This is a genomic window from Bacteroides faecalis (assembly GCF_003865075.1).
In the GTDB taxonomy this organism is placed as follows: Bacteria; Bacteroidota; Bacteroidia; order Bacteroidales; family Bacteroidaceae; genus Bacteroides; species Bacteroides faecalis.
Map to the genome: position 1 here is coordinate 66,481 of NZ_BHWB01000015.1, position 16,406 is coordinate 82,886.

Consider the following 16,406-nt stretch of genomic DNA (forward strand, 5'->3'; position numbering starts at 1 on the left):
ATAAGACCTGCCATATCCTGGAGTCTGTCTGCCCGTGATGTTATCCTCTCATCGAATTCCTGTACTCACTCGGGCTCATTCCATAGTACTTCCTGAACACCTCCCTGAAATATCTGACATCGGAGAACCCCGAGTCATCCGAGATTTCCGTTATCGAACAGTCTTTTTCCCTGAGCAGTTGTGCCGCATATTGCAGCCGCATGGAGCGGATATAGTCAGCCGGGGCATGGCCGGTGAGCGCCTTCAACTTGTTGAAAAATCCGGTGCGGCTCATGTTCTGCATGCCACAGAGCATGTCCACACAGAAACCGGGGTTGTCGATATTCTTCATGACGCATTCCCTTACGGAGGCCATGAATTTCCAGTCCCGGGTATTGTGGCAGTCCGGCGGAACCTGTCCGACTCCGTCCTCAAGACCGGCGTATGCCCGTCTGAGCAGTGCCCGGTTTGCCAGTATGTTCCTGATATTCGCCCTGAGCACGTTTATGCTAAACGGTTTGGTGATATAGGCGTCAGCTCCGTTTTCCAGCCCCTCCAGCATGTCCTTCTCATCTCCCAAGGCGGTCAGCAGCATGACCGGGATATGGGATGTCTCAATATCGGATTTGACGGACGCGCAAAGTTCGTCCCCTCCCATTTCAGGCATCATAACGTCCGAAAGTATCAGGTCCGGATTGTATTCTCTCGCCACAAGCAGCGCGTCCCGTCCGTTGGAACAGGTTTGGACCAGGTATTCCTCTTTCAGCAGCCCCTCAAGGTAGGTCCGCAAATCGTCATTGTCCTCCACAATAAGAATACGCTGCCGGTCCCCGCCGGTCATTGTTGGAAGGATCTCACGCATGGGGCCGCAATCCGGTCCCATGCGGGTTTCCCCGGTATCCTGTTTCCTGGGCGAAGCAACGGGGCATGCCTTGTCAAGGCGTCTGCTCCTCAGGGGAAAAATAACACATACCATGGTCCCCTTCCCCTCGGTACTGGTAACGCGGACCCTGCCTCCGTGCAGCCTTACCAGCCTATGTACCATCATCAGTCCGACACCGTTTCCCGCCACTTGCAGATTGACGGCATTACTGCCCCTGAAATGGTTCCTGAACAGTTTCTTCCGTTCCTCAGGTGGAATGCCAATCCCCGTGTCTTCCACTTCCACACCCCATACATGCCGGTCCACGAAGGCACGGACCTGGATACTCCCGCCCCGTGGAGTGTACTTCAGTGCGTTGGACAGTATATTCTTCAATATAGAGTCCATTTTGTCCTTGTCAAACCGGACATTCAGGTAAGGGAAGCCGCTCTCACGGGTGATATCGATGTCCCTGATGGAGGCATATGTGCGGAATGCCTCACAGGTCGTCTCCAGATAACTGTTGAGCTCATATTCCGAGACATGAAGTCTCAAGGTGTAGTTGTCCGTACTCTCGAAATCTATCAGGCTGGTGACCAATCCCAGAAGTCCGTCCACGCTTTTCAGGGCCATCCGTACATTGTCCATCCCCTCCGCCTTCACCATGTCTTTCTCCACCACCTCTTCCAGCGGAGCCTTGATCAGCGTAAGCGGAGTACGGACATCATGGGCAGTATGTATGAAGAAGCACGTCTTTTCGTCTGATATCCTTTTCTGCCTGCGCAACATGGCAACGCGAAAAGACACCACCCCAGCCAACACACACAATGACGCATATCCGGCAATGGCCCATGTACCCGCCCACAGCGGCCGGGCGACACTCAGACCGAGGCTTCTTTCCTCATACACCTTGTATTTCTCCTCATTGGAGACGGCACGGATACGCAGGGTGTAGTTGCCTGGGGGCAGGCTCGTGAACTGTATCCGCCCGCTCTGGACCGGATGGCTCCAGCCCTCGTAGAGCCCCTCCAATTTCCATGAATATAGGATGTTCGAGGGATAGTCGTAGTTGATGGAGACAGCTTCCAGGGAGAAGGTATTCTGGTCATATGCAAGTTCCAGCCTGACGGTATTGTCAATATCCTCCCTCAAGGGGGATCCCTTGTCCCCGGGATAGACGGGGCGGTAGGAGATCATGAAATCCCGCAGGAGCATCCGAGAAAAATGCGGGGCGGGTATCCTCATGTCGGAGGGGAACATGACGGCTCCGGTGTTACTCCCGAACACGAAGCTTTCCCCGTGCCGGAAAGTGGATACCCCGGCATTGAGGCATACGCTTGCCAGCCCTTGTTCTGCCGTCCAGTTTCTGAAAGTGCCGCTCTCACGCCGGAACAGGGCCACGCTGTTTTCGGTCCCCAGTAGCAGGGTGCCGTCCGCACGGGGGACAATGGTATGGATGTTATTGGATATCAGGGCGCAGTTCTCGGTCTGGTATTGGCGGACGAACCTGTCCTCCACGCTGTCATAGACGAGAAGTCCCGCCCCGCCGGTGCCGATATACAGGAGCCCGTCCGGTGCCTGGTACAGTGCATAGACATGAACCGCCTCGACTGGAAAGGCGATATGTCTGCAGGTCCCCCCGTGCCCGTCAAGCAGGTACAACCCCATGCCGGTACCGATCCACATCCATTCCGGAGCCTTCTCCAGTATGGCGGTGATGGGGCCCGGGACCGGGTACAGGCGTACTGTGCCGTCATGGGGATCGAAACGTTTGAGATTGTGGCAGCCCCCTGTCCATATACATCCTCCGGAATCTTTTCCGATGTCATTGATATACTGGTCTGGACGCCCCTCTGCTGCAAAGGAGGGGGGAAAGTATTCCACCCTCCCGGTTTTCTTTTCGATCCTGTACAGGCCCGAAGCGTACCCGCCGGCGCAGATGACACCCGGCGAGACCTCGCAGAGCGTCAGGAAGATATGGTTCCCGCCATCCTGTATCCCATCGGACCGGCTGAGAAAGGAGCGCCACCGTCCTACCGCAGGCTGCAGCAGGCTGATCCCGTTGCTGGTGGCGAACCACAAGTCGCCTTCGCTGTCTTCGATGACATCATGCACCTGATCGTTAACCAGCGACCGGCTGTTGCCCGGTGAGTGCCGGAACCATTCATAGCTCTGGTAGCGGTTATTCCGGATTGTGACTCCGGCGGGGTAGTTGGCAAGCCAGATACGGTCCCCGCCATCCACATAAATGTCATTGATATTGTCTCCGTTCATGCCGTTGTGGCTGGCGTAGTCGGCGGTTATATAGGGTTTGGGCACTAGCGAGTCCATATCCATCCTGTATCCCCCCCTTCCGCCCGTGGCTATCAGCAGCTCCCGGTCATTGAGAGGGGTGATCCGGTTGACGGCCACATTCCGCAGCGTACTGCCTGCGGACACTCCGTATACAAGTATGCCCTTCCTGAAGGTTCCCACGAACAGTTTCTTCGAACCGGGGTGGTAGTAGAGTTCGCTGACCGGCGTCCGGATGCTGTCCGTGTCCGCAAGCGCCTCAAGGACACCGTCCCTTTCCCGTACCGGAAAAAGTCCGTTCACGGTACCGATGAAAAGGTTTGTACCGTCCGTCTCGCTGATAGCGGTTATATCACCTCTTAAACGGGAGACCAGCCGCTGCGCAATGCCTGTGCGGGTGTCATAGCGGATGATATGGTCACCCTGACAGAGCCATATGCGGTCCCCACGGTCCATATAGGCGTAACAGAGCATGCCCGTGGCGAAGTCATCCTGAAGACCGGGTATCCTGTATACCATCCGGAAACGGTCATGGAGGGTGTCGTAATGGAAAATACGGCCTTTCCTTCCCACAACCCACAGCGTGTTCTCCGTGTCGGTGTAGAGCCAGTTCAGATTGACTTGCGGGGCCACCTTCAGATTGCCGTCAAGAACAGTGTAATGCCTGATCCGCTTGCCGTCATAACGGTCCATCCCCTCCTGGGTGAGGAACCACATGTATCCCCTCCCGTCTTTTTGGATACGGTAAATCCTCCGGTTACTCAATCCGTCCTCTATTCCCAAGTATTTATATATCTGGGCTCCGCACATGGAGGAAATTCCCAGCATGAGGAATGCGGACAGTATTCTTCCCATATTCCGAACACGTGTCATTCTGATGTAAATTAGACAACAACTGTTGCAAATATATAAAAATATAAATTAATATACAAATTTAAACATAACCTCGGATGTCGGCGGCGTGGCAGGTCAGACGAATTCGAATGCCACCATGACCGCTTGCTATGCCACGGGCAACGTGACCTTAGAAATAGCCCCCATAAATAATATCGATGTCGGCGGTGCGGTGGGATTCAACGGAGGAAGCCGCATCCTTGCCTGCTATGCCACGGGCAACGTAACCAGTACAGGTAGTAGCACCGTCAATGTGTATATCGGCGGCTTTTGTGGATATAACTCCACCACCGTGACCGCCTGCTACTGGAAGAATAATAAGGAACAAGGCATCGGCTACAATAAGGTAGGCACCGACACCGAAGTCACGAAGGTAGACGGCACTGACGTTACCTGGCAGAAAGCCGTTGATGCCATGAACACCGCCTTGCAGAACGCAGGCTCAGAGTGGCGTTACGAACTTAACGGAGCATTGCCTACCTTGAGGAAGCAGTAAACCGTCGGGCGGAAAAAGTTCCGCCCGCAACGGAAAGAACCGAAGTATAACCCCAATAAAGAAAGGAGGACGTGATGGAACACACGGAGAATCCACCATATAGGTTTTGGCATCAAGGCTTTGTCAATAATAATATAGACTCCAGTGTAAATATGGAATCTGTAAGCCGGACATTGTCAAGATTGGTGCTCATTAAAGACAACAAATCAAGTAATTAAATAAAAAACATGGGACTTTTTCACAGAGGCAAGAAAAATAATGACGATGAGCCGGACAGTGTTCAAACCAATGTAAGCGGTTGAGCAAATACATCTTGTCATAATATCCTTTCCCGCTTATCTTTGTGTGCAAAAAGGATTTATGGCAAAATATATGACAAGGGAGGAGTTTTTCCATATTCTTCTTCGACAACGCCAAAGCAACTTAACGGTAAAGGACTTTTGTGCGAATGAAGGATATAACCGTTCCCAGTTTTACGACTGGCGCTCACGTTTCAATATCTCGGACGAGGAGCTTAAATCCGGAAGTGTTCCCACAGCTGGCATGGATGGTTTTGTTCCGATAAGCATAGACAACAACAATGTATCTGCACCAACGTTTCAGTCCCAACCTGCCTTGTGTCCGCAAAAGACAGAGAAAACTTCCGGTAAATGTACTGACAACTCGGAAATATCCCTGGAGCTTCCCAACGGGATTAAAATGAAATTTAAGGGCACGGGTGGCTGTAAAGCCGCTTTGAGCCTGCTCACTAAACTGTGTGGAACATGTTTTGCCTGAACGACTCCACGCGTTACTTTTTATGCCCCGGCAGTACCGACATGCGTAAGGGCATGTTCAGCTTGAGCGGTCTGATCCGGGAAAAAATGAACGGGGATGTCCGGAATGGAGATGTGTACATTTTTATCAACAGGCTAAAAAAACGTATAAAGCTTCTGCACGCAGAAACGGGAGGTCTGGTGATGTACGAGAAACTGCTTGAGGAAGGAACTTTTAAAATCCCCGCTTATGATCCTGAAACCCACTCGTACCCCATGACATGGAGTGATCTTGTCATCATGGTGGAAGGCATCAACGAGGACAAACGAAAGGGAAGGCAAAGACGGCTCTCCGATCTGAAAAGACACTGGCAAATATCTGTAAACAAATAGCTTGCCGGCTTGCTTTTCCGGTTGTTTTTCACTACCTTTATACAATCAAACAGGATATTGAATGACAACGAAAGAAGATATGCCGAAGCGGGTGACGGACCCCATGCTGGAACAGCTTGCCTTGCTGATGGAGACAAACCGGAAGCAAAGTGAGATCATCGAGTCCCAGGCCAAGACCATAGAGGAGCTCCGTGCCACGATAGTTGAACTGAACGCTTCCCTTGCATGGTTGAAAAGGAAAGTGTTCGGGAAGATGAGTGAGAAATGCAATCCTATAAACAACGGGGACCCCATGCTCCCTTTTGATTACGGCGACTTGGGACAGATAGAGGCGGAAATCGAAGCGGCCAGAAACAAGGCGGCGCAGATTATCACCCCCAAACCCCAAGTCGCCGGTAAAACTCCACGCCGCAACCGGATCATCATGGACGACCTTCCGGTCGTGACGGTTGTCATCGAGCCGGAAGACCTCGACCTTGGCAAATACGTCAAGATAGGCGAGGAACACACCAGAACCCTTGAGATGAAACCCGGGTATCTCTATGTAAAAGACACGGTACGCCCCACGTATGCAATCAAAGACGAAACGGAGGCAGTTGAAAACGGGAAGCGGATGGTAGTTACCGCTCCTTTGCCGTTGATGCCCATATATAAAGGTATGCCCGGGGCTTCCATGCTCGCGGAGATACTTTTACAGAAATACGAGTATCACGTTCCGTTTTACCGGCAGGTCAAGCAACCGGAACACCTGGGAGTGAAACTGTCGAGAAACACGTTGAATGGCTGGTTCAAGCCGGTCTGTGAACTTTTAAGACCTCTTTACCTTGAACTCAAAAAGAAAGTCCTCTCCTCTGACTACATACAGGTGGATGAAACCACTCTCCCGGTCATAGACCATGACAGGCATAAGGCGGCAAAGGAGTATATCTGGATAGTACGAGCGGCGGTGCCGCGCCTGCTCTTCTTCCATTATGCCAACGGATCGCGTTCTCAAAAGGTGGCGGTCGATCTTTTGAAAACGTTCAAAGGATACCTCCAGTGTGACGGCTACTCCGCTTATGACGCTTTTGAGAACCGGAAGGACGTGCGCCTGTGCGGATGTCTCGCACATATCAGACGCCACATAGAGTCATGCAGGGAAGAGAACCGGGAATATGCCATGCAAGGACTTAAATTTATACAAGATCTGTATAACGTGGAGTATATGGCTGATGAGCGGCAACTCTCCTATGAGGAACGTGCAGCGCTACGGCAACGTCTGGCCGGTCCGCTACTTGACGCCTTCGAGCTCTGGCTTCAGAACACATACTCCAAAGTGCTTAAGCGCAGTCTGATGGGGAAGGCTATAGCCTACGCTTATCCTCTCATACCAAGAATGAGGCATTATCTGTACGATGGAAGAATTTTTATAGATAACAACAGGGCGGAGAACGCACTTAGACCTATGGTTTTGACCAGAAAGAATATGCTGTTCTGTGGAAATCGGCAAGCGGCTGAAAACACGGCTGTCATCTGCTCGTTACTCGGTTCCTGTAAGGAATGTGGAGTCAATCCACGTGAGTGGCTGAATGATGTAATCAGCAAACTTCCCTATTATCTTACTCCCAAGTCAGAGAAAAAACTCACCGAGCTCCTTCCTGACAGATGGGGTGGATACCGACAAAGCCACGACACTCTCCCGACAGTCCCGGGAATGTCTATGGACAATCCCAGGACTGTCCATAGGCAAACTGTACACGCAACCTGAAACTCTGACGAACCGATAAGTCTTACCACTGCACATATACATAACTCAAGCAGAGTGATCTCTCTTGGGAAAAATCAAATCTACAAGATGTATTTGCCCAACCGCTTACGATAAAATAATGTAATATGAACAAACCGAAGGTTATACAGATTATTGATGTTGTTTCCAATGCGATAGCCGGAAACCGTATCGACGAGGATTTCATAAAGAGTTGTATTTACGGAAAAGTGAATGCGGAACTGTATGCGCATCTTTTAGGTAAATATAGGGAGTATGACGGTGATTTCTTTCAGTTTTATTTGGGGACGGACGATCGGATAAACCGGGCTTTGCTGGAGAACCTGGGGATTAAGGTCGAACCCGACAAATATCCGGACTATGATAGCCGGATTGTTGCGCAGGTCGTCCAGGGAAAAAAAAGGTTTGATATTTATCCTTTCGAGGTGGAAGCCTTTAACAGATATGCCATGTTTGGCAATAATAATGCGCTTTCATGCCTGAAAGGGATTTCCCCGACAGCCGGGCAGACCGTCCGGGAAAACGGTATTAACGAGTATGGAAACGCCTTGAATTGGTCGCTGTTCTGGATAAAGGCGAATCCGGAGGACAAAGCCCTGTTAGTGGATCACGTTTTGAATATCCCCGAACGATGATAGCGGAATATTTCATTTACCGGAGAAAGGGGGATAAAGAGCCGTTTATCTCCCTGGGGGAAATGCCGCAGTATAGGTTAAGGCCGAAACAGAAGTTTACCGGGAAAAAACTTAAAATAGAGGTGATCCGCAGGCTTTCCGGCGTGGAAATCGAGCAGACGGCCACCACTCCGCAGATAAACGCCTATATCGAGGCGAATATCTATGATACCGATCGTTGGCCGGAGTACCGGAAGTTATACCGACAGGTGGCCGGGGAGGTGGAAACCGTGGCTGACATCTTTACGCTCCAGTATATTTTAGTGGCCGAACTGGAGGATCAGACCAGGACGGGGAGGGACTGCCAGGAGCAGCCGACAGATCCGCAAGACGAGAGGCTGATACATTTAATCCGGTGCGAGCTTATGGGTGAACCCCTGGAAATGTACAAGACGATGATAAACCCGATCATCGCCTTAAAGAAACGTTTCGTTTGATACTACTATATCTACTAAAAATAGTAGATACTACTTTTAGTATTTTAGTTCGTGCGCTCAATCCTGGGAGAGATACGCATCGGTGTACTCTTTAAGTTCCCGGTATGCCTTGTCTAACTCTTCTTTGGTGTGACGCTTGAATTTTTTATGCCTTAATATGAAAGGCAACCGTTGGTTTATCTCTTTTCCGTACTCGTCCAGGCGTTGTTTCCCAATTCCGGTAAGGACGACGTGGGTACGGTCGTCTGAAAAGTGGATCTCTTTTAAATCTTCCATTGTATCTAATATGCGGAGGATGATTTTCTCGTAAATGGGGGTACGCTGTAACGGGTGTTCGAGCATGGGGGAATTGTATTTTATATCGAAATTCTCGATGATCTCCGTCTGCACTTCCTCTATATGCTTGGGGAGTGCTTTTCCCAGCGTGTAGTAAACGGCTATCTGAAAGTCTTTGTAATTTGGAAACATGGGCGTATATGGTTTATTGGGAACGTGGATATTTTAAATTTCCGTTCCGGGATTCTTCGGCCGAAAGATAGGAAAATTATCTCAAATAATCTTCCGGATAGATGCGTTTTTTAGTATATACTAAAAATAGTATTTTTGTAATGCGCATTACAGTAGTGTATTTTGTAAACGTAACGTGTACTTATTCAAGCATTTTAGTAAAATGGGTATCTTTTATATCCGGTCGTACTAATATTAGTATTTTAGTATTTTTGTAATGTACATTACAAAAATATCTGTATCTTTGCATTCGGATTGAAAAACAAAAGGCTTATGATAACGACGATCCAGTTCAAGACGTTGGACGACTTGTATCAGTTTTACAACGACGCAATTTTTAACGGTGAGCTTTCGGAATGTATCGTGAATATGTCCCGTCACGGTGGGGCGTTCGGCTTTTTCGCCGCCAACCGTTGGAGAGGGGACGGCCAGGAAAAAAAGGTCGTTCACGAGATCAGCATCAACCCCGATTTCATGAACCGGGAAGATCGGGACTGGCATTCTACCCTGGTACATGAAATGTGCCATTTGTGGCAGGAGGATTTCGGCAGGCCGAGCCGGGGAGGGTATCATAATTCGCAATGGGCTGACAAGATGATCCAGGTCGGACTGATGCCGTCCGACACCGGGGAGGCCGGAGGCAAAAGGACAGGCCAGAGCGTTACGCATTATATCATTCCGGGAGGGAAGTTCGAGCAGGTTTTCAATACGCTAAGCCGGGAGGATCTGCAAAACTTGCGGCTTAGGTACAAGCCGACTTTGGCGGCTGTACCCACCCGGCCGATCCGCATCGCCGAAGGCGACGGGGACGAAACGGAAGAACCGGGAGATCCGGACGAGGGGGAGAGCAAAAGCGGAAAGCGGAAGAAATACACTTGTGGGTGCGGCTGTAACGTGTGGGGAAAATCCGGGCTGGTGTTAAGGTGCGGACTGTGCGACACTGATTTTACGGAGCAATAGGAAACAGTGCAAAGGTCAGAAGCCCCCAGTAAAAACCCCGCCGGAGGCAGATTTCAAGCATACTCGTTTTACTAAAATACTAAGATAAGTCTATACTAATCTTAGTATTTTAGTATTATTGTAATGTGCATTACAATATAGGGGCATATGAAAAAGTGGGGATGTCGTAATACGTCAATTCGCCCCACTTTTAAGGCTTGACGTGCAATAGCCGTCAGCCCCCAGACGGACGGGAACCACCCCGGCCGCACACAAATATAGAAAATCTTCCGGATTTAACCAAACAGGTCGGGATCTTTCTTTTTCCCCCTGGCCTTGATACCGAAATCCTCACGCAGCATCTTTGCCAGTGAGTTATGTGCGTGGGCTGTACTCATTTCACCGCTGCAAACCTTCTCGTCGTAATAGGCGCAACGGTCGTACACGTCTTTCAGCCGTCCGCTTTCCAGGATCTTGTCGAGTGCTCTTACCGGGGTGTTGTCGCTCGGATAGCTTAAAGCACCGTAAACCCAACGGTAAACGAACGAGTATTGTTGTTGCTGGTCGCCTCGCAGTTCTTGGGGATTTCTCGCATGGATGAACAGGATAATAGTGTCGGCTTTCGGTTTTTGCCCCTTTTTAGGCGTTTTGCAGATGAATTTGTAATCGAACCATACATCGGCCTCGCTTTCCTTGATTCGTGTCTGTGCAGGCCTTAAAACCTTTTGGTCGATCTGTGCGTTCGAGTAGGAGGCCGGGATCTCCAGGTCTTTGCAGAATTGCTCGATCGAGTAATAATACTCCCGTCTGTCCCGTTGGCTGCAAATGATCTTGTAGAGCCGCTTGGTGTAATTGCCCCGGAGGGTTAAGGCGATGTTCTTCCCGTACCTTGTACCGCCGACACCCGTACCGTAGTAGAGCAGGAAAGGGATCGCCCAGGGGTTGAGCGTCAGGGCTACCCGGTTTGTGCCTTTGATGTTGTGTACCGTCGTTATCACCACCCCGAACGTTTCCACCGTCTGGTGGATATTGGGATGCACCCAGCGAAAGGAAAAGTTTTTCCGCATCATGGCGATAGCCTCTTTTAGAACTTTGCTCTTGTTGTTCTTCCCCCCGGCTTCGTCGCATTTGATCTCGACGACAGGCTGGTTAAATAGGTCTTTAGGCAGTTGTTTTTCCCTGGTCATGTGTTGCTGGATCTGGTCGCTTATGAGCGTCAGTAGGTTTTCTTGCCACTCGGTAACGGAATACTGGCCGAATGTTACGTTATTCGGCTGGATTAACATTACTTCTTCCTCCGTAGGAGGAATATAGAGGGTGATGTCGTTGGTTGCCATAGGCTTGTTTTTTGAGTTTGGGACAAAGTTAAAGAAATAAAAGATACCGCCAAAAGATACCCGGTATTTTTTATCGCAACCTTTAGTAAAATGGGTATTTATCGGAGGGGGCTATTTTAGTAAAATGAGTATTTTTCCCCTTCGGATTTTAGTAAAATGAGTATTTTAGGTTGTGTTTTTGTGTTTGTAACTGTTTGTTTTTCAATTAATTGCAAACGCAAAAACGTTTTCTTACAAAGAACCTCTACAAAGACTATTCTCACAAAGGAGGAAAATCTTACGGAATTGCAGGCTTCGGAGCGGGTGGAAAATGCACATTTTGGAAGCGGAAAAATGAGAAACGGAGAAAAACGAGCGAAGCGTTTTTTAGGGCGATTTTTCCGCGCGTTAAAATATGTAAATTTTCGTTTTTGTACTATAAAATCAAAGAGAATCGGAACGATTGTGACGTATTACAAATGTACACTTTTTTCGGGCGGTGTACATTTGTAATGCGCATTTCGTGGGCTGGGTGTCTGATGTATTGGAGCGAAGCCGTGCGGAGCGTTCCAGGAGCGACGAGCGAAGCAAGGAGAGAGAGAACGACGGTTTACCGAAGTGAGCAAGCAGTCATTGGACTAAGTCCAATGCTGAATTTTTAAATCGCTGATATATAACTGTTTACTTGTTTATATGTATGCAATTCGCATACATATTGCATACATTATTTTGATAATTCATTGAATTATAGTATATTGTAGCCGATATTTATGTATGCAAACCCCTATACGTGAAATTATGGCAACAACAAGTAAAGATACGTCTATCCGTATAAAGGAGAGTACAAGGTTTAGGCTTGATATGCTGAAAGGAAGCAAATCGCACGATGCGTTCGTGGCCGAAATGTTACTCTATTTTGAAACGACGGGGATCACTCCGCAGTCGAACGTAATGCCGCCGAACATTGCGGCCAAAGAGCAGGCAAGCCGGGTGATCGAGGTTGTTCGGGGCATCGAGAAATCCACTAACGTAAGGCTGAAAAATATCGAACAACTCCTTTTGTCGCTTGTCGGGGAAGTGAAAACGCCGGGGGACAATCCGGACGAATATATGCACATCTCACAGGTACAGGAACTATTGGAGCGTTCCAGGCAACTGGAACAGGAAGCCAGGGAAAACCGGGAGAAGGCCGGGAAACTGCAAACGGATCTCGAAATAGCCCGGCAGGAGAAAGGAACTCCGGCCGTCGGATGCAATACGCACAAGATCCTGGAGATCGTGGAGCGTATCGACGAGGTGAAGAAGATACCGACATTCAACGATACGGTTTATGAGATAGACCGTAATACGCTGGATATGTGGGTGAAAAGGTTAAAGGACGAACTAAAGAAATAAGCCTATGTTTGCCAAAGTACACCCGGCCGAGGACGTGAAAAGCGGAAATACGGGAAGCTGTCACGACTTGGTGCGTTATCTGGAAAAGGAAACGGGGGAGGGGCAGCGTTTTTTCTCCCATACGGAGCAGGATATTTCACCCGAACGGGTAATCATGGATATAGACGGGAACAAAAAGGCGTTAGGGGCTAACGACGCTAAATTCTTCATGCTTTCGCTCAATCCGTCGCAGTCGGAACAAATGCACCTTATCGGCCGGAAAGTGGACGATTTTAAGGAACTTACACCACAGGAGAAAAAAGAGGTTTTCCAAAAGCTGGAGGCGTTCACCCGTTCGGCTATGGATGAATACGCCTTGAACTTCGGACGGGACAATATCAGGGGAGGCCGGGATCTCATGTATTACGCACGTGTGGAAACGGAACGATCCTATCATCCGGAAGATGAAGAGGTGAAACAGGGGATAGCCAGGATCGGAGAGCCTAAACCCGGTTTGAACTTGCACGTTCACGTAATCGTTTCACGAAAGAGCCTGGACGGGAAAGTGAAACTCTCTCCGGGGGCTAAATCGGCCGGGAACACCTGGGAACTGGAGGGCAGGGGGACGGTGAAACGGGGCTTTTCACATGAGGGCTGGAAAGTCAGGGTACAGGAATGTTTTAACCGGAAATTCGGTTATCAGGCTAAAGAGGGGGAAACTTATGTACGTCCGCAGGTATCGGCCGAGATCGGGAAGATTACGAACCCGGAGCTTAAAAGGATATTGCAGGACGAGCAGTTTACGGCGGCAAACCAGATCGTCGCAGCCATGAGGGAACAAGGTTACACGCATCAGGTACGGAAGGGGGTGCATTCCTTTTCACGGGAGGGTGAAGTGTTCCAGGTTGAACACAGGCTTTTGAAAGCGTTTGAGAAGCCGCTATCGGACGAGCAGCTAAAAAGCATAACGGAACGTTTCGATTTGACAAAGTACGAGGCGAACCCGGCCGGGTACAGGGAGAACGGTTTGCAGGTAAAGGATATAAGTTTCTCGACGTATGTCAAAGATGAAGCGCAGAAAGGGGAAAAGGCCTTGAAAGAGGTCGCTTATAAAGTGGTTTATGATGAACAAAACCATACGACGGTATCGTTCGCAACAGTCCGGCAGTTCGCGTACGAGCACCGGATAAACCTGGTGAAAAGCGAACCGACGGCCGAAGCCGTCTTGAAGAAGGTCAAGAACCCGGAGCTTAAAAATCTGTTGGAGAACTACCGTTTCACGTCCGCTAACCAGATTGTCGTAGCCATGAAAGAGCAAGGCTACACGCATAAGGTACGGAAAGGGGTACATTCCTTTTCACGGGAGGGTGAACGGGTGAGCATACGGCACAAGGATCTGAAAAAATTCGCAGATCCGAAACTGGAGAGCCGCCACATGGAGGGCATTATCGAACGTTTTAACCTGTACAAGTACAAGCAGGAGGGTGTGGCCTACCGGGAAAACGGCCTGGAGGCCAAGAATATTTCTTTCCTGACATACCAGAAAGTGCCGATCGAGCCGGAAGAGGATAAGAGCATGACCGGAAAGCCGGAAGCAAAGGAGGAAGCGCAGCAGCCACAGCAGGAAACGCCGGGGAACGAGGTACGTCCGGAAGAAACGGAAAACGAAGCGGAAAAGCTCATGCCCGAACCCGATCCGGTCAGATACAGGAAAGAGCTTAAAGAGGTGTCTTATGATGTGTTGTTTGATAAGGAAACGAAAACCTATGTGCCGATTTCGGCGATCCGCAAATACGCATACGAGAATGGGATCAACTTGATAGACCGATATAAGCACGGGTACGCAGTCAGGAACGAGGATCTTAGGGAGTGCCTGGCAAATCCCGAATACCGGACGGTTAGGCAGATAAACAAGGCCATGAGGGAGAGGGGATATACGATCGAAAGGGACGAGGCCGGAAACTATACTTACATTAAGGGGGAAAGTTCTTTCTTCATGGAACGCCGGGATTTGCTTGCCTTTACCGGGTACGCCAAAGATACCGGAGGCCGGGAAAGGGAGAGGGGGGCGTACCGGAACGCAGACAAGGCCGTCGGGTTTATCGGTGGTAAGGCCAAACAAAAGTTGATAAACGAGATCCTGGGGGATAGTTTCAGGACGGAAAGGATGCTTGTAGGCAACGTGAAAAAGGCCGTCAGTCTTATACAGAACCCGGCTAACATAAAAATGATGCTGATAAAACAGATCGGCAGTTTTTTAAACCCGTTTAAAGAGTTATGATATGATGATGTATATTATTATAGGGATCGCCTGCCTGGTGGGGATCATCGTTGTTGTGCTGTTGCTTCCAAATTCCGGCAGACAGCAGCAAAAGGGACAGAAATACCGTTTTGAGCTGTCGGCCGGGGGAGGGAGGAAAATAACCTTTGCCGATCCGTTCGATAATTTCCTGGTCTATGGTGGGGCGAACTCCGGAAAGACCAAAAGCATAGGAAAGCCCTTGTTAAGCCAGTATATACAGGCCGGGTTTGCCGGATTTGTCTATAATTACAAGGATTTCGACCTGGCAAGGACGGCCGTACACCTGGTAAAAAAACATAATTACCCTTATGGGTGCTTCCAGATCAGTTTCACGGATATGGAACGGACGCACCGGACAAATCCGATACGCCCTTCCGTGGTGAAGAATGAAACCTTGTTCTTGCAGCTAATGGATGATATGCTGACCGCCTACCAGGGAAAGGACGGCAAACGGGACGAGTGGTTTAACGGGGCGTTGGGGATATTAAGGGGCGTTTCGATCCGGTTTTATAACGACTATCCGCAGTTTTGCACGATACCCCATATCGTTAATTTCATTTGTTCGGCCGGAACTGTCCGGATAACGTCGTTCCTGGAGGGCAAGCACCAGAGCCGGGTACTGGCTGGGGCGTTCCTGGACGCAAAGGACAGCCCCAAGACGCAAAGCAGCTATCTAAGCAGCCTTACCAACAGTCTAAGCACGCTCGCCAACGAAAAAAAGGTGTGTTATGTCCTTTCCGGAAATGATTTCGACTTTAACCTGATAGATCCGGAATGTCCGAAATTGGTTGTCGTATCGAACGCCTATCAGATCGAAAACCTGATTTCCCCGGTTATATCGCTCATGCTTTCCATTTCGTCCCGGCGTTTCACGCTGGCGAACAAAGTGCCGTTCTTCTACTTCCTGGATGAAGCGACCACGTTCCGGATCGCCGATTTCGAGAAACTGCCGTCCGTTCTAAGGGAATACCTTTGCAGTTTCGTTTTTCTTACGCAGTCGGCGGCGAAGATCGAGAAGATATACGGGAAATATGACCGCAGTTCGATAGAAGCCAATTTCGGGAACCAGTTCTTTGGCCGGACAAAGGACATAGAGGCCTTGAAAAGCTATCCGCTTGTTTTCGGGAAAGAGGAAAGGCAGAGGGTCTCAAAGACCACCGGAAGCGGCCGGGGAGGGGAGAACCGCAGCCGTACCGTTTCCACGCAGAAAGAGGAAATATACGACACGAATTTCTTTACCAGCCTGAAATCGGGCGAGTTCGTGGGAAGTGCGGCGCATTCCAACATGAGGGACTTTCATTTGAGGTTTGAAATGTACGGGGACAAGGAAGATCCGCTTCCAATCGTGCATCCCGTACTGGCCTCGGACATAGAGGAAAATTACCAGCAGATCATAAAGGATATACAGGGCATTGAATAAC

11 protein-coding genes and 2 pseudogenes are annotated in these 16,406 nt (G+C 49.6%); 10 read left to right on the plus strand and 3 right to left on the minus strand.

All coding sequences use genetic code 11. The annotated features are described in order from the left end of the window. Nucleotides 1-40 precede the first annotated feature (40 nt). The gene (locus tag EJF25_RS19310; RefSeq protein ID WP_125042330.1) at nucleotides 41-4,006 is read right to left on the minus strand and encodes a hybrid sensor histidine kinase/response regulator transcription factor; all 3,966 of its coding nucleotides are present in this window, start codon (nucleotides 4,004-4,006) and stop codon (nucleotides 41-43) included. Nucleotides 4,007-4,076: 70 nt separating this feature from the next. Here EJF25_RS19310 and EJF25_RS19315 point away from each other — a divergent pair. The 6 genes and pseudogenes from EJF25_RS19315 to EJF25_RS19340 all read left to right on the plus strand — a co-directional run. Continuing rightward, nucleotides 4,077-4,523 (plus strand): annotated as a pseudogene (locus EJF25_RS19315) (GLUG motif-containing protein); the annotation flags it as partial. Nucleotides 4,524-4,883: 360 nt separating this feature from the next. Then, nucleotides 4,884-5,300: an IS66 family insertion sequence element accessory protein TnpA gene (gene tnpA, locus EJF25_RS19320; RefSeq protein WP_008997427.1), complete on the plus strand. Its 417-nt coding sequence runs from the start codon at nucleotides 4,884-4,886 to the stop codon at nucleotides 5,298-5,300. Then, on the plus strand, nucleotides 5,288-5,671 hold the full coding sequence (gene tnpB, locus EJF25_RS19325) for an IS66 family insertion sequence element accessory protein TnpB (protein ID WP_125042331.1): 384 nt from the start codon (nucleotides 5,288-5,290) through the stop codon (nucleotides 5,669-5,671). The genes tnpA and tnpB overlap by 13 nt, the downstream gene beginning before the upstream one ends. A gap of 103 nt (nucleotides 5,672-5,774) precedes the next feature. After that, nucleotides 5,775-7,319: pseudogene (gene tnpC / locus EJF25_RS19330) on the plus strand (IS66 family transposase); the annotation flags it as partial. Between the two features lie 224 nt (nucleotides 7,320-7,543). After that, nucleotides 7,544-8,071, plus strand: coding sequence for a hypothetical protein (locus EJF25_RS19335; RefSeq protein WP_125042333.1), 528 nt, complete (start codon nucleotides 7,544-7,546; stop codon nucleotides 8,069-8,071). Continuing rightward, nucleotides 8,068-8,547 carry a hypothetical protein gene (locus EJF25_RS19340; protein ID WP_117873811.1) on the plus strand — a complete coding sequence of 160 codons (480 nt, stop codon included), beginning with the start codon at nucleotides 8,068-8,070 and terminating at the stop codon, nucleotides 8,545-8,547. Before EJF25_RS19335 ends, EJF25_RS19340 begins: the two co-directional genes overlap by 4 nt. 57 nt (nucleotides 8,548-8,604) lie before the next feature. On the opposite strand, the gene EJF25_RS19345 is transcribed toward EJF25_RS19340, so the two are convergent. Next, nucleotides 8,605-9,015, minus strand: coding sequence for a hypothetical protein (locus tag EJF25_RS19345; protein WP_117873813.1), 411 nt, complete (start codon nucleotides 9,013-9,015; stop codon nucleotides 8,605-8,607). 312 nt (nucleotides 9,016-9,327) lie between these two features. Between EJF25_RS19345 and EJF25_RS19350 the strand changes: the two genes are divergently transcribed. Beyond that, complete coding sequence (locus EJF25_RS19350; RefSeq protein WP_125042334.1) at nucleotides 9,328-10,014, plus strand: SprT-like domain-containing protein; 687 nt, start codon at nucleotides 9,328-9,330, stop codon at nucleotides 10,012-10,014. Between the two features lie 275 nt (nucleotides 10,015-10,289). Here EJF25_RS19350 and EJF25_RS19355 read toward each other — a convergent pair whose 3' ends face one another. Beyond that, nucleotides 10,290-11,330: a replication initiation protein gene (locus tag EJF25_RS19355; protein WP_032839855.1), complete on the minus strand. Its 1,041-nt coding sequence runs from the start codon at nucleotides 11,328-11,330 to the stop codon at nucleotides 10,290-10,292. Between the two features lie 753 nt (nucleotides 11,331-12,083). Here EJF25_RS19355 and EJF25_RS19365 point away from each other — a divergent pair. The 3 genes from EJF25_RS19365 to EJF25_RS19375 are packed head-to-tail and all read left to right on the plus strand — an operon-like array spanning nucleotide 12,084 to nucleotide 16,405. Next, complete coding sequence (locus EJF25_RS19365; protein WP_117873818.1) at nucleotides 12,084-12,704, plus strand: BfmA/BtgA family mobilization protein; 621 nt, start codon at nucleotides 12,084-12,086, stop codon at nucleotides 12,702-12,704. A 4-nt stretch (nucleotides 12,705-12,708) separates the two neighbouring features. Continuing rightward, nucleotides 12,709-14,964: a DUF5712 family protein gene (locus EJF25_RS19370; protein ID WP_122298753.1), complete on the plus strand. Its 2,256-nt coding sequence runs from the start codon at nucleotides 12,709-12,711 to the stop codon at nucleotides 14,962-14,964. A 1-nt stretch (nucleotide 14,965) separates the two neighbouring features. Then, nucleotides 14,966-16,405: a type IV secretory system conjugative DNA transfer family protein gene (locus EJF25_RS19375; protein WP_117873822.1), complete on the plus strand. Its 1,440-nt coding sequence runs from the start codon at nucleotides 14,966-14,968 to the stop codon at nucleotides 16,403-16,405. The last annotated feature ends 1 nt before the right edge of the window (nucleotide 16,406 follow it).

Bases quoted from the DNA above. Each gene is read 5' to 3' on its own strand.
- EJF25_RS19310 (WP_125042330.1), bottom strand. From the start codon at position 4,006: ATGACACGTGTTCGGAATATGGGAAGAATACTGTCCGCATTCCTCATG.
- tnpA (WP_008997427.1), top strand. From the start codon at position 4,884: ATGGCAAAATATATGACAAGGGAGGAGTTTTTCCATATTCTTCTTCGA.
- tnpB (WP_125042331.1), top strand. From the start codon at position 5,288: ATGTTTTGCCTGAACGACTCCACGCGTTACTTTTTATGCCCCGGCAGT.
- EJF25_RS19335 (WP_125042333.1), top strand. From the start codon at position 7,544: ATGAACAAACCGAAGGTTATACAGATTATTGATGTTGTTTCCAATGCG.
- EJF25_RS19340 (WP_117873811.1), top strand. From the start codon at position 8,068: ATGATAGCGGAATATTTCATTTACCGGAGAAAGGGGGATAAAGAGCCG.
- EJF25_RS19345 (WP_117873813.1), bottom strand. From the start codon at position 9,015: ATGTTTCCAAATTACAAAGACTTTCAGATAGCCGTTTACTACACGCTG.
- EJF25_RS19350 (WP_125042334.1), top strand. From the start codon at position 9,328: ATGATAACGACGATCCAGTTCAAGACGTTGGACGACTTGTATCAGTTT.
- EJF25_RS19355 (WP_032839855.1), bottom strand. From the start codon at position 11,330: ATGGCAACCAACGACATCACCCTCTATATTCCTCCTACGGAGGAAGAA.
- EJF25_RS19365 (WP_117873818.1), top strand. From the start codon at position 12,084: ATGCAAACCCCTATACGTGAAATTATGGCAACAACAAGTAAAGATACG.
- EJF25_RS19370 (WP_122298753.1), top strand. From the start codon at position 12,709: ATGTTTGCCAAAGTACACCCGGCCGAGGACGTGAAAAGCGGAAATACG.
- EJF25_RS19375 (WP_117873822.1), top strand. From the start codon at position 14,966: ATGATGATGTATATTATTATAGGGATCGCCTGCCTGGTGGGGATCATC.